This window comes from Flavobacterium sp. CF136, from assembly GCF_000282055.1.
GTDB lineage: Bacteria > Bacteroidota > Bacteroidia > Flavobacteriales > Flavobacteriaceae > Flavobacterium.
The window spans coordinates 1-15,111 of the sequence record NZ_AKJZ01000039.1 but is presented as its reverse complement, the minus strand read 5'-3'; the positions used below and the strand labels follow the sequence as shown (position 1 = coordinate 15,111).

General features: G+C 34.5%; 9 protein-coding genes. 2 read left to right on the top strand and 7 right to left on the bottom strand.

What is annotated here, in order from left to right; all coding sequences use genetic code 11:
• Nucleotides 1-117: 117 nt before the first annotated feature.
• From PMI10_RS12100 to PMI10_RS12090, 3 genes are read right to left on the bottom strand one after another with little or no spacing between them, the layout of a single operon-like run.
• Nucleotides 118-2,331 carry a TonB-dependent receptor gene (locus tag PMI10_RS12100; RefSeq protein WP_007808222.1) on the bottom strand — a complete coding sequence of 738 codons (2,214 nt, stop codon included), beginning with the start codon at nucleotides 2,329-2,331 and terminating at the stop codon, nucleotides 118-120.
• A gap of 30 nt (nucleotides 2,332-2,361) precedes the next feature.
• Nucleotides 2,362-3,714, bottom strand: a complete 1,353-nt coding sequence (locus PMI10_RS12095) for a HupE/UreJ family protein (RefSeq protein WP_007808221.1) — start codon at nucleotides 3,712-3,714, stop codon at nucleotides 2,362-2,364.
• 20 nt (nucleotides 3,715-3,734) lie between these two features.
• Nucleotides 3,735-5,129, bottom strand: coding sequence for a DUF3500 domain-containing protein (locus PMI10_RS12090; protein ID WP_007808220.1), 1,395 nt, complete (start codon nucleotides 5,127-5,129; stop codon nucleotides 3,735-3,737).
• A 301-nt stretch (nucleotides 5,130-5,430) separates the two neighbouring features.
• Between PMI10_RS12090 and PMI10_RS21705 the strand changes: the two genes are divergently transcribed.
• Complete coding sequence (locus PMI10_RS21705; RefSeq protein ID WP_007808219.1) at nucleotides 5,431-6,480, top strand: sensor histidine kinase; 1,050 nt, start codon at nucleotides 5,431-5,433, stop codon at nucleotides 6,478-6,480.
• The gene (locus tag PMI10_RS12080; protein WP_007808217.1) at nucleotides 6,477-7,172 is read left to right on the top strand and encodes a LytR/AlgR family response regulator transcription factor; all 696 of its coding nucleotides are present in this window, start codon (nucleotides 6,477-6,479) and stop codon (nucleotides 7,170-7,172) included. Before PMI10_RS21705 ends, PMI10_RS12080 begins: the two co-directional genes overlap by 4 nt.
• Nucleotides 7,173-7,227: 55 nt before the next feature.
• Here the strand turns inward: PMI10_RS12080 and PMI10_RS12075 are convergent, their stop codons facing one another.
• From PMI10_RS12075 to PMI10_RS12060, 4 genes are all read right to left on the bottom strand, one after another.
• Entirely contained in the window at nucleotides 7,228-7,920 is a 693-nt protein-coding gene (locus PMI10_RS12075; protein ID WP_007808216.1) for a LytR/AlgR family response regulator transcription factor, read from the bottom strand.
• Nucleotides 7,917-9,008, bottom strand: a complete 1,092-nt coding sequence (locus PMI10_RS12070) for a sensor histidine kinase (RefSeq protein WP_050992448.1) — start codon at nucleotides 9,006-9,008, stop codon at nucleotides 7,917-7,919. The genes PMI10_RS12075 and PMI10_RS12070 overlap by 4 nt, the downstream gene beginning before the upstream one ends.
• 160 nt (nucleotides 9,009-9,168) lie before the next feature.
• The gene (locus tag PMI10_RS12065; RefSeq protein WP_035631806.1) at nucleotides 9,169-10,143 is read right to left on the bottom strand and encodes a PorP/SprF family type IX secretion system membrane protein; all 975 of its coding nucleotides are present in this window, start codon (nucleotides 10,141-10,143) and stop codon (nucleotides 9,169-9,171) included.
• A gap of 43 nt (nucleotides 10,144-10,186) precedes the next feature.
• Nucleotides 10,187-15,111: T9SS type B sorting domain-containing protein (locus tag PMI10_RS12060; RefSeq protein WP_007808213.1), on the bottom strand; the 4,925-nt coding region annotated here is incomplete at its 5' end.

Here is a 15,111-nt window from a genome sequence, read left to right as displayed (position 1 = left end):
GAGGTAATGGCAAGTTTTTATGAGGTTAAATAGTTAAAATCAAACTAACCTTTTTAAAATTTAAAACTTTTCCTATCTATTTCGCAAATAAGTATAGAGTGGAGCCGATATTAAAAATCAGAATTTATAGTTTATTCCAACTTTCAGGAAAAAAGGAGTTCCCGGTGTAAAATGAATTTCTTCTACACTTGCTGTTTCATTTTTTAATCTGGATTCTGTGGCAAACTGGGTTTCATTCCATTCAGAATTGAATATGTTTTCAATTGAGACACCAAAAACTATTCTTTTGAATGTGTAATTTATATTGAAATCTGAGATAAAATATCCTTTTGCAACTATCGAATTATCTTCGTTGGCTGGTCTGTCTTTCATATATCGGTAGCGTAAACCACCTGAAAAGTTTTTCCAGTTTTGAAAACTTAAGCCAGCGGTGGAAGTAAAATCCGGAGCCAGCGGAATGTAATTTTGTCCTTTGGGACCATTAATGCTTCGTGCATACGTGTAATTGGCATCCAGATTAAAAAAGAAATAATCACTTAATTGATAACGAATTCCCAAATCAAAACCTGACCTTCTCGTTTTGCCACTAGGTTCTACAACTCCTGCATCGCCTACGTATACAAACTCCTGCTGCAAATACAAATACCAAAAAGCCGAATTAACAATTAACCTTGGAAACGGTTTCCAAATCGTACCTAAATCTGTCCCGATTGCTGTTGGCAAAATTTCTTTTCCATTATTTTCTATAACAACTCTGGCGTCATTCGAGTGAAAACCCATTCCTGTTTTGAGATAAAATTGCAAATCATTATTTTGTGAATAAACAAAATTCAATTTTGGTGATATTTTCACCTGGCTTTCGGTCTGTGTTTTGTAATTAGCAGCCAACTTATCCTGATACCCAAATTTAAAATAATCCAATCGAACAGCAGGATTAATCAGCCATTTACCCAAACGAATCTCTGAATTTAAATACGTAAATATATTTGACTCATCAATATCGCCTAATTTGATTTGCTCTAAAGTAGTAGTTCTGTTCAATGTGTGTGACAATTCAGTATTGGTTGTGGCATCATTTCTTACGCCAAATCCCAGTTGAAACAATAAATCAACGGATTCTTTATGAATGTTTTTATTCAATTCTGCATTGATTCCGTAAAGATTTCTATCTTCTTTTTGCTTAATCTGATCACCATTTACAGGATCTTCCAGAAAAAAAGTAAAGTTTGAAAACAATTCGAATTTATAATTTGAATAAAAGGTATTGGCTTTCAAAAAAGTATTTTCATCAATTGGTTTAAACAGGGAAACGTTAAAATTAGATCTGGAAGTTGACCCGCCTTCGGTATCATCTACTGAACCAAATCTGGAAATCGTTCCGGCATCTACCAATCGCTGCGGTATTTGTCCGGAAGCATCCCACTTACTGGTGAAATGTGAAACTGAAACTGAAAAACGGCTATTATCTTCTAAAACAAAAGAATATTTTCCAAATAAATTGATTCGGTTAAAATTTTGAGGGGAGTCAAATGGCCCATCAGTAAGAATATATTCGGTAGCAATGTAAGCACTTTGTTTTTTATTATTTCCCAAAAGATCAAACATGCCCACTGTTCTAAAAGTATTAAATTGCCCTGCTTCTACTCCAATGCTGCTAAAGTCCAGTTTTTCTTTTGTTCCAAAATCAACATATCCGGCCGTTGCAAAATCACCTTTGTTTGCATAATAGGTGCCTTTGCCAAAATCTATTTTCTCAACAGTTTCCGGAATAACAAAATGCAAATCGGCATAACCTTGCCCATGTGCATGCGAAACCATGTTTACGGGCATTCCATCCACATTAATTGCAATATCAGTACCGTGATCGATATCAAAACCGCGTAAAAACATTTGTTCTGCTTTACCTCCGCCGGCATGCTGTCCAATAAATAATCCCGGGACTTTACGCAAAATTTCCTGTGAAGAATTGACCGGAGTGGTTTCCAGATCAATTTTTGAAATCACATTAATTGCAGCTATTTTAGACTGAATAATTACTTCTTCCAGTTTAAAACTATCACTTTCCATCACAATACTAATTTCAGAATTGGTAATTGTATAAATCATTTTTTTATATCCCAATGCAATTACATTCAGTACATCCCCAATATTGGATTTATCAATATTAAAAATCCCTGTTTCATTAGTATGCGAATGCGTATTTGATTTTGGATTGCTAATGGTAGCATTTTCTATTGGTTTTCCGTTTTCATCAATAACGATTCCTTTTTGGCTCTGACTGAAAGCGGTTAAACTAAATAATAACGTGAAGATAAAAACATGTTTTTTCATATTTAAATTAATTGGGACTTCAGGAACGATTCAGGAAATGGTAAGTTGGCTTGTGTTTTTTTTACGTTTGATCCAGTAGTTTCCCAAAAAAACAGTAACAGAAAAAAACGCCAATATCAAAATTCCCCAAGGAGCATATTCATAATTACTTTGTATTAAAATTGATATCTTATTTGGTTTTTCCGAAACCCGTTCCAAAATCCAGGCCAGGGAAGCAATTCCGGCTAATAACGCCCATACAGTTCTAACCCATTTATATACCGGAGTCTGACTCAATAGAATTAACCATGGAATTATGAGAATAACTACAAACAATTGCATGATTTCAATACCAATGTTAAAGCCCAAAATGCTCAAAACCATAACACCTGCATCCAAATTTAAAACGGAAAGTACTGTAGCAAAAGCTAAACCGTGCACCAGTCCAAAACCAGCTGCTACATAAACTTCTTTGTTTGGAAAAATAGGATAAATGGCATGTATTGCAGAAATTAAAATAGAAACCGCAATTAAAATCTCAACAGGTTTCACGGGCAGATCAATCCAGCCTGATGCACCAATTAAAAGTGTAATGGAATGTCCAATTGTAAAAGCGGTGACAATTTTCAACAAACGCATGATACTATATTTAGTTCCGCCAAAATTTCCCCATCGTTTGCGATTTATTACCAGAGGAGCCGGTAATAATAATACTAGCAGAAATAATAGATGATCGGTACCTTCACGTATGTGCTCCATTCCTAAGAAAAACATTCCTTTGAAACCTGTCCACCAATTACCGCCTTTTTCTAAATTTACTTCTAATGGATAAATGAGTGTTGATTGTGTATCTACTCTTATAACACCAACTTTTACAGGTTCTGTATTTGTTTTTCCCAATTCCCAATCACTGCGGATAGAAACCAAAGCACTATGGGTAACCAATTGATGCATAATTACATCATAATCAAAAGTGAATTTTCGGGTACTTACTCCGGTTGGAGGAATAAGAACAAGTTGTATTGTAATTTCCTGATAGGGTCCACTCTCGGTTTGTTCTGCTTTTCCAACAGTCATATTGGTCACTTCAACTAGCCAAGGTTTGTCTTTAGCAGTCATTGGGTGAATATGGGCCAATAAATATTCTTTGAGCTGTGGTCCAAATTTTTGAATTAAATGTTCCGGGTCTTTTGTAATTTCATGTCCGAAAGCAAGTTCTAATTCTCCCAAAGGCAATTGCAGTTCGACAGAAACCGTTTTAGGATTTACATCTAATAATACAATCGTACTTGGTGTTTGATGTGCCAACGTTTCTTGGGAAATGCAACACATTACCAATATTAAAAAGAAAAACAACCTCCATCCCTGAGGATGGTGGTTGTTTAAAATTAATTTATGAATCATAGTTTCAATGATTTATTATTTTACAATCCGATATAATCCCGGGTATGATCTCTAAAAACGGTATGATAATGAATTCCCGAAAGTACTACTCCACTTTGGCATATAAATTCTATCCAAACACTCGGCCCATCAATTCTTACATAGTCAGTGTTTGCTGTTAGAAAACTACTCGCATTTCCTGAAACACCACTGCTATTACTCGCATAGGTTACATAAGTGTTGGCTAATTCATTAGTATATATGGTCGTAAATGAAGCTGCTGACGTTGCATCTACATCATTGATCCAAGGTAACATTGCCGCCAAAACTTTTGCCTGAGCAGCTGTACTTAGTTCACTTACCTTAATACCTAATTTTGTAGATGGAAAAGTATTTGTTGTAGAACCTGGCACCATTAAACAATCAGAAAAGGTTGAAGAAATTTTCGCAGTTGCCAATTCAGCAGTTGAAAAGGAAGCCAGCATATTTGCCATTGCCGCTTGTTCTGATGCTAATGGGCTAGCATATGTTGTGCCACTATAAGTAAAGGAGCCTGCCGGCTCAACCGCTTCGTGCATAGGTGTAATACTTGTTACAACTCCTGCATCATAGGTAATATTTTGAGCATAATGATGTCCTCCAAACTGTAACATCCATTTTCCAGTTGTACTTGGTGTCCCTAAAAATGCAATTACATAATTACCAGAAGAATACCCGGATGCCGTTGTTCCTAAATAATCATCTGCCGTTCTAATTGTACTAAATTCATCATACCCTTCACCAGAACTGGTGCCAGCAGCTGCTTGAATTAATGCTAATGCAGCTGTTTGTTGAGCAGAAGTAAGACTGCTAAACAATAACCCATTTCGACAAGATAAACCGCAAGGCAAATTAGACCATCTTTTGGCATTGGTAAGATTTAGCGTAAGAACTACTGATGTTTGCTGTGTCGTAGTTAATGTAGCCAAAAAAGCATTGGCTAAACAAACTATTTTTGTAACTCCTGTTGCCGAAGAGCAATCTGCAGTAGTGGCAGAATTTACCGTCAAAGTGATCGTTACAGTTTGTCCTCCAAATGTAATTACAAAACTGGCAGTCCCTGAAGACGTAGGCGTTCCTGTAATAGTGTACGTCAGGTTACCTGCGCCATTGGCAAGTGTTCCTGCCGTTAAAGTAGCGGTTAATCCGGTAACACCTGTTGAAGCAATAGCTGTTCCTGCTGAATAGGCCACGCCGTTACCGCCTGTGTAAGGAAGCGTAGCTGTTCCTGTATAAGCAACATTGATGGTAGCTGTTGAAGAAAAAACAGCAGAACTGCTTACAAGTGTCGTAACGGTGGCTGAACCAGAAGAGTCATCATCACTTTTACTGCAGGCAAACGCAATTGCCAATAGGAAAGCAATAACTCCTAATAAAATTAATTTTGTTTTTTTCATAGTGGTTTAAAGATTTAAGGTTTATTGAAACTCTAAACCTCAAAATTAAATGATTATTTCAGCGCAGTCTTTTTTTGTGGTCAATAGCACTTTTGTAGTGGTAAACAAATGAAAATCATTCTTTTTTCTCATTATAATTTAAAATATCCAGCGCAAAATATATTTTGTTTCACGGCATTATAAAACTAATTATGCAGTTTTTTTCTGTTTTTTTATTCGGATAATAGCATATACAACCACATTCTCCTATTTCACCACAATTTTTTTGTAACTGTTTAATATTCCATAATTTTACGTCATTATGCAAGAGAAACTAAAATCATATCTGTTTTTAATTATTGGAAGTTTAGTCTTTCTGTTTCTTCCTTTATTGTTTTCGCCTCATCCTCCTGAAGAAGAAAATTATTTGTTTACAAAAGCAACTCAACGAGATTTTTTAGCCAATCTATTAATGCTTCTTTTCTTTTTTCTGAATTTTTATGTTTTGATTGAAACACTTTATATAAAGAAGAAGTATGTTTTGTATAGTATTATTATTATCATTTGCCTATTGATAGTTTGCATTGTACCATCTGTTATTACTGGCCATAATCCTTTTACTCCACATAATGAATTCCTTCCTGAAATCCATAAATCTGGCAGGGATTTTATGCCAAAACGTCCAAACGGATTCTTTTTCCTCGAAGAGATCAGACACCATATCTTTTTGTTTACAGCCGTAATTTTTTCTTCAGCGTTTCTTCGGGAAAAAGTGCGTAACAAAATCATTGAAAACGAAAAATTACAAGCAGAACTTTCCCATCTTAAAACACAAATTCATCCACATTTTTTATTCAACACTTTAAATAGTATTTATGCATTGTCTATCAAAAAAGATGATAAAGCCGCTGATACAATTGTAAAATTGTCAGAGTTCATGCGGTATTTACTTAAAGATTCTAATCAGGATGAAGTGCTTTTAGAAAAAGAAATTACCTATATTGATAATTATATTGATTTACAAAAATCGCGATTGCGAAATTCAGTCAATTTGGAATATAAAACCAACGGCGATTTTTCGAAGTACAAAATTGCACCATTATTATTATTTCCGTTTATAGAAAATGCTTTTAAATATGGTGTAAATCCGGATGAAAATTCAGTTATAAAAATAGTAATTGAAGTATCTGAAAACCATTTAAGTATGACGGTTTCTAATCATAAAGTAAGTATTATAAATATAGAGTCTTCAAAAATTGGCCTGCAAAATACATATGATAGATTACAGCTTTATTATCCAAAAAAACATACTTTAAAAATTGAAGAAAATGAAGATTTTTACACTGTAAATCTAAGAATAGAACTAACATGATAACAGCAATTGCATTAGACGATGAATTACCGGCATTGGAAGTTTTAGAAGCTTTTTGCAATCAAAGCAAAGAAGTGAATTTAGTAAAATTCTTTACAAAAACACAAGATGCTCGGTTTTACCTGGAAGAGTACCCGGTAGATTTACTTTTTTTGGACATCAATATGCCGTCTGTTTCCGGAATTGATTTTTACAAGTCAATCTCACAACAAACAACAGTGATTTTTACTACGGCCTATTCAGAATATGCAGCGGAAAGCTATGAATTGAATGCTGTGGATTATTTAATGAAACCTTTTAGTTACGATCGTTTTTTGAAAGCTATTGATAAAGTAAAAAAGCTAAATCAAATTCAAAAAGCTGACAAACAAAATTATATCCTTTTCCGTGTTGATTATGGTTTGACCAAAGTGTTGCTGCCAGATATTTTATACATCGAGGGCCTGGATAATTATTTAAAAGTACATATCAAAAATCAAAAGACTTTGGTTGTGAGAATGACAATGAAATCCTTGTCGGAAAAATTGCCTACAACAGAATTTATAAGAGTACATCGTTCATTTATAATTTCATTACCAAATATGGAATCGTATCGCAATAAAATCATTTATATAAACGATAATGAAATCCCTTTGGGAACAAGCTATGAAGCTGAATTTTTACAAATTCTGAATAATAATAAAACTAATTAAAAGATGTTAAAAAGCAAAAGTAAAGAATTTGACCTTATAGCCTGAATAGTGGAACTCAGCCTTTATCATTGAACAACACAAAAAATTCGGTTTCGTAACTCGCACTTACAGGAATTTCCTTATCGTTTATATAAATGATTTTATTTCTTATCTTATCTATTTTGGATATAGAAACAATAAATGAACGATGTACTCTTATAAATTCATTAACAGGCAGTTTTTGAAGTATCACCTTTAACGTCATTCTGGTCACAACCGTTTTTTGGTTTTGAATGTGAATTTTAAGATAGTCATCCAAGCCCTCAATGTATAAAATATCCGAAAACAGAATTTTCATCAGACTATAATCTGCCCGAATAAAAAGATATTGCTGTTCTGAATTTTGATTTTGAGTTTTCCATTGTTGAAAAGCTTTTTCGACTGCTTGTTGAAATCGGGAAAGCGAAATGGGTTTTAAAAGATAGTCCGTTGCATTCAATGTAAAACCTTCAACGGCATATTCTGAATAGGCAGTAGTAAAAATTACCATTGTTTTGTGTGGTAATTTTTTATAAAAATCTAATCCTGAAATTGATGGCATATCGATATCTAAAAACAACAAGTCGACAGGATATTTTCTGAGATATTTAAAAGCTTCCTCAGACTTGGTAAAGGTTTTTTGCAAATCTACATACTCAATATCAGTACATAAATTTTGTAAAATCTCTAATGCCAAAGGCTCATCATCTAGTGCTATTGCTTTAATCATCCTACTTTTATGGATAAATTTACGGTATATTTGTCTGTAGTGTCTTCAATTTTAAGTTGGTGTCTTTCCGGATATAATAACGCTAATCTTTCAATTGTATTTTGCAGCCCAATTCCGGTTTCAGATTTAACCGAAAATGTTTTTTTATTAGATACCAACAAAGTTAATTCTTCATCAAAAATATCAATATAAATGCAAATTACAGAAGTTTGATCGGGATTTACACCATGTTTAAAGGCATTTTCAATAAAAGAAATTAAAATAAGCGGTGTAATTGCTTTACCAAAAGTGTTTCCACTTACTTTATAATCAACCATCACCGTTTGACCGAGCCTTGTTTTTTGAAGTGAAACAAAATTATTAATATAATTGATTTCTTTGTTTAAATCTATTACCTGCTCATTCGCATTAGTAATTACATAGCGCATTAACTCCGATAATTGTATAACTGCATCAGGAGTTTTATCGTCTTTTTTTAAAGCCAAAGCATAAATACTATTTAACGTATTAAATAAAAAATGCGGATTGATTTGTGCTTTCAGAAAAGCCAGTTCAGATTTCATTTTTTCTTTTTCTACATTAATCAAACGTCCGGAAATAGCAAAAAATAAACTTGAAATCACACCCAATAAATATACTAAAACTGTATGCCCGAACTGAGTTGGAGGGCTGCCCATTTTCTTAAATGGACCGTTTGGCATTGGTGGCGGAGGTCTAAAATCATTACCCATAGATCCCTGCTGATTTATAAATGGCGCCGGATCGTTACCAAAGTCTAAAAAATTATGATTTGGATGATCTAAAAATTTCGAAATCCAAAGAAAGAGTAAAAGAAAACAAGCAATAATTATAAAATATAAAAGCTGTTTGTTTAAAAAATAATATTTTGGAATTAAATAATAGTAGTTGAAATAAAAGAAACAGAGTAAACTAAAATAGATAAAGAGATAAATACGATCATGACTATTGGAATACAAATTAGGCAATGAAAGGATACTGTTATTTGTTGACGTAAAAGCATACGGCAAAAATAAAAAAGCAAGGCACAAGAATATATGCTTGGCATAAAATGAAAATTTTGCTTTCATAAAATTAAATTTAATATCCCTTTTGACAGACAAAATGATACTAGTCAAATTTAACGCTATTACTAATCTATTTCAAATTATTGCGGTAAAAACACATAAATGTTGCGACTTGCTTTATAATAGCAGCTTATTAGCTCTTAAAAATTTTGTTTAAAACGAATTAATCATGAACCGGACTATCCGTACAAGGACAACTACTTAATGCCTGAAGGAAATCGAATCCTAAAGTTACGACGTGCGTACCGGAATTATAGTTTCCTAAATCATTAAACATTATCTGATAGGAATATCCAAAATAGAATTTATATTTCATAAAACCGGCCATTGGTCCAACAGATAATGGTTTTGCAAACTGGTCGTTTAGCATACGATACGAAACCCCAATCCAATAATATTCTTCGTAACGGTTATAGCGTCTGTATTTAAAGTTGAAATCGGTAGCTGAACGTTTATCACTGGCGAAATACTGATAGAACACAGATGGCTCATATTCTATACGGCTGTTTTCACCATCTCGAAATGTATAACCAGTATATACTTGGTAATTAGATAGTAAATCAGGTTCAACACCTCTAAATTTATTTGTATTTTTCTTTAAGACGTTATTGGCATTAAAACTTAAATAGAAATTCTTATTACGATATAATGCACTAATGTCAAAATTATTGTTTGAAGTATAGCGATTATCCGTTATTGAAGGATCAAAAACAGGATGCTCGACATCAGTTTCAAATTCATCAGTATCAATTCTGAAATTATTGAAGTTATAAGAAATTCCAAAAGACATATATTGCTTAGAATAATAATCTAAAATAATGTGATGTGCGAACGAAACCTTTGCACCAGTTTGTCTGGTATAACCGTTTTTATCATTATAAAGCGAAATACCAACACCTGAACGATCAAGAAGCCTAAAATCAATATAAGCAGATTGGTTTTCGGGAGCGTCTTTAATTCCTACCCATTGTGTCAGGCCATTGACTCTAATTCTAAGATTATCACCAATACCTGCATAGGCAGGAGAAAGTACAAAAGGGTTATCCGCCAAATACTGCGTAAACACTGGTAGGTTTAACTCTTGGCTGTAACCTGATGTTACAGCCATGAGTACTAAGGATACTATTAATTTTTTCATTGTAATAAATTTTTTAGATAACATCATTGGGGCTATTATTTTGTTATCTGTATAAAGTGAAATGTCCAACAAACTCTCTTGCATCTTTCTCGTCATTTAGTTTTAGAACATACCAGTAATCTCCTGTTGGCAGCTCCTCTCCATTATACTTACCATCCCATTTCTCACCGTAGTGATATTTGGCAATTATACGTCCGTATCTGTCAAAAATAGAGAACTCAAGGTTGTTGTAAATATTAGTACAACCAGGTCCCCAACCGTCATAAAGACCATCTCCGTTTGGAGTAAAGTAATTCGGGATACAAACATCAACATAAATCATCGGTACGATTATCGTCGCAGTACAACCATTTTGATCTCTAACTATTACTTCATAATCTCCAGATTTGTAGATATTATATTTGTTAGAAGATGTAAACGGCTCTCCATTGAAACTATATTCATAAGGAGATTTTCCTCCAACACCCATAACTTCAATTACGTTCATTTCAGTTACTCCAGCAGATACTACTTTGATAGTTAACTTGTCAAAACTATCAATTTTAAAGCCTGGCGTCTGTAAAGAACAACCATTAGTATGTCTAACATAAATCACGTGATCACCAGGAAGAACATCTTTAAATACATTCTCTGATTGATATGTCCCTGATTCATTATCAAGAACATAATCAAGATCTGCAGGATTTATAGTAGTATCAATTACATTAACAGTTACTGTATTAGTTTCACATCCATAATCAACATCTACAGTTGAAGTTAAGTCTACCGGAAGTGGTACATCAACACTTTCCAGATCATAAGTACAGCCATTCGCATCTATTACATATACATTATGAAGACCTCCTTTAAGATTTGTAAATGCATAAGGCATACTGGTTACATCAAAATAAGTGCCTTTTTTATCATCTAAACTTACCTTATAAGGTGCCGTACCTCCAGCAATATCTATAGTAAACGAACCATTAAGTTCACCTATACATTGTTCTGGTAATATAGAACCTGGCGTTACACTTACCTGAAGTGGTGAAGCAGGTCCTGTAACTTCAACTTCTTGCATAAATGGACATCCGTTTTCATCATTAGCCAGAATTGTATAAAATCCTACTGCTAAATTTTCAAACGTTCCTTCATCAAAGTATTGGTCTGATCTAGGTGAAATAGAATACACATAAGCACCTGTACCACCTGAACCGGTAACGACAATTTTACCTGACTTGTCTCCAAAACACATAACAGGAGAAACTGTTACCTGAGCTGTAAACGGTGTATCAGGTTGCTTAATTTCAACAGATTCTGTGTCTGAGCAATCTCCACTATCAACTTTTACTGTATAAGTACCTGCAACAAGATTCTCGAATCTATCTTCTGCCTGTGGTCCTGCAAGAATAGTTGTTCCTGCAGCATTAAGCAATGTATATTGATAATTTCCTAAACCTCCTGTTGTATTTGCTACAATAACTCCTGTAGCAGAACCTGTACATTTTACAACAGCATTAGATAATTCTAAATTAACAATTAATGGTTCTAAAGGATCTATTTTGATATCATTTGATATAAAACTTACACAACCATTAGCATCTTTAACATAGTAATGATAATTACCAGCCGGAACATCAAAAGATGTTGATGAAGCGAATGAACCAATTACAGTAGCAAAATTTGCATCAGCACTATATGTATATGGACTTGTACCTCCAACTGCGCTTAATGTAAGTGTTGTTTGTGTTAAACATGTTTGTGTTTTAGAAACAATCAAACTTGGAATTACTTCTGTAGGCTCGCTTATAACAATTGTTCCAGAAGTTGCTGTACAATTATAACCATCAGTAACTGTTATCGAATAAGTTCCTATGCCTAAATCAGTGAAAACTGGAGATGTTTGAGGACCAGAAACAATAACCGGTGTTGCTGAAACAATGTTCAAAGTATATAAATAATTACTTCCCTGACCACCTGTAACATTAGTAGCAGTTATCGTACCGTTCTTATCTCCAAAACATGTTAACAGAACATTTGGTGTTGTTGTAATTACGATTGGTGTTGGAATTACCAATTGTACATTAGTACTTACTGAACAGCCTTTTGTATCTCTAACACGTATTGTATATGTATCGGCAGTTAAATTAGCATAATCATAAGTTGCAGACCAGGCTGAAACTATGCCTGTACTATTTTCTAACTGATATTCATATCCTCCAGCCCATCCGCCAGTTGCTGTAACAGAAATGCTTCCATCGTTATTACCTGAGATACAAGTAATAGCTGTATGCGTTTCCGAAATACTCAAAGTTGCAGAAGGTTGAGAAATTGTAAATGTCGTAGAAACAGAACAGAATGGACTATTGTTTAATGTAGCTGAAATAGTATACTCACCAGCTGTTAAACCTGTTAAGTTTAGTGGTCCTGCAGATGCAAGAGTTCCTGAACTTGGTACTGGTCCTGATACTGTATATGTAAAAGCTCCTGCATCATTTGTTGGATTAGTTTGATTATCAATTAAGTTAACCGTTACTGCACCTTCATTTGAGCCATAACAAACCACATCACTAGTTTTCACTACGTTTAGATCGAATGTATTTGGTTCATTTACATAATGAGCTTTTTCGATACGACATCCTGTTATCGGATTTAATGCTGTAATGATATACTGTCCAACCTGTAAACCTGTAAAGTTACCTGTTGTATTAGAAGGGAATGAAACTGCTCCACTCACATCTGTCAAAGTATATTGAATACCTGCTATCGTCGTTCCGGAAGCATCAACTGCCGTAGCCGTAATATCTTCCAGATTAGTACATGTAATAGCTGTATTAATAACATTTATTTTATCCAGGCCAATGTATGGATCAATTGTTATAGGTGTAGCATAAGTACCCATACAACCATTGCTGTCATAAACATTTACTGTATAACTTCCGCCAGATAAATCAAATTCGGTATACGTATTTGAAGCTCCTTTTTGAACCGGAACCGGGTTTCCGTTTTTGATAAATTCATAAACAGTATAGGTTCCTGAACCACCTGTAACTCCTGTTGCCGGATCAACTGTAATAGTTGCGAAATTAGATGTATTACCTGTCGTACAAATAAATTGTGAAACAGCAACATTATTTACCAAAACAGGATTTGGTTCAATTACTGAAATCGTAGCAGTTGCAGTACATCCTCTTTCAGATATTACTGCCACAGTATAAGATCCAGCTGTTAATCCGCTAAATACAGGTGAGTCTTGTGGAGTACCTCCATTCAGACTATACACATATACTGGATTATCGTTTACACCTACTGCAGGAGTTGCCATAGTCGCTGTAATTGTACCATCATTTCCTCCGTTACAAGTTACTGGTGTAGTGCTCAAAGCAAATCCAGTAATTTGAGTCGCAGGTTTTAAATCTATTGTCGCAAATACTTCGCATAAAGTAGTTGTATCACGAACCCCTATAGTATGAGATCCGGACGCAACTCCTGCTAAAGGTGTCGTTGCTCCAAAAGCGCCTCCGTCAATGTTATAAACATAATTTCCTGAACCACCTGTCGTTGCTACAGCCACCACACCGTCACCATCTGTACAAGAAGGAGAAGAAGTAACTGTTGGAGTAAGAATTAATGGTTCCATAATAGTAACCGGAGTAGCAGTTGAAACACAACCATTAGCATCTTTTACTATTACATTATATACACCTGGGGCATTTACTGTAATTACATTATTTGAATCATAACTAACACCATCAACACTATATAATAATGCTGTACTGAATCCTGTTGCTGTTACGATAATATCATAAGTACCTGTAGCACTAGGACATTGTGTAGCTATTGCACTGGCAATAGTTGGATTAGTGTCTAAAAGAATTGGCTGAGCATTGTTCGCATCACAATTATTGCTATCCAATACATAAACTGTCCAATTTACATCAACACCATTATTGGTGTCAACAACCAATTGGTCGTTTGTAACAAAACTTGCTGCTGCCGGAACCGGATCACCAGTTTTGACTACTGCATATTTATAAGGAGCAGTTCCTCCACTTGGAGTTACTGTTATCGTAGCACTATCATTATTACAATTAATGTTCGTTGCAACAGAAGTTGAACTTAAAGCAGCCGTTGGTTCGCTAATTACGAAATTAGTAACTGAAGCCTGACAACCAGAAACCCCATCAGTAACCGTGAAAGTATAATTACCCTGAGGTAAAGCAGTATAACTTACTACATCACCGTTTTGAGCCATTGTACCCAAGTTAGGAGATAATGTAAATGTATAATTACCAGCCGTAATGTAATTTGCTATTGTAAAATTCGCAGCACCCGTGCTACCGCCATTGCAATATACGTCATTGATTAATTGTGCTGTTACTGATATTTTATCAGCTTCTTCTACTACAATCGCTTTAGTTGTACTACAGCCATTGCTGTCTGTTACTTTTATAGTATAAGTATCAGGAGCTAAATTATTAAAACTATTTGTTGCGCTTGGAGCAGTAACTGCTGCAGCTGGTGAAATAATTTCATAAGTATATGGCGCTGCACCTCCTGCTACTCCATTTACTGTTACTGTTGCAACAGTTCCCGGCGTATTACAGTAAATTGGTGTGGAAGTTAAATCCATATCTGTTGGTGGTAAATACGGATTAACTATCGCTTGTCCTGATATACTACAACCATTAGCATCATGAACCACAAAATTGATCGTTTGTGCCGTATTTACTGAGAATGAAGCTGAAGTTTGGAAAGTAGCTCCATTATCAAAACTATAAGTATAACCTGGAGTTCCTCCACCAGCAGTAATAGTTACTATTGCATCTTGCGGTGCATTTGTAACATCACAACCAAATGGTGTTACGACAGCAGATGCTGTCACTACAGCTGGCTCAGTTATCGTTACCGGAATTGCAGCAGAAGGACATCCTTTAGCGTCAGTCACTACAATTGAATAAGATCCTGCAATTAAACCTGTATAAATTCCTG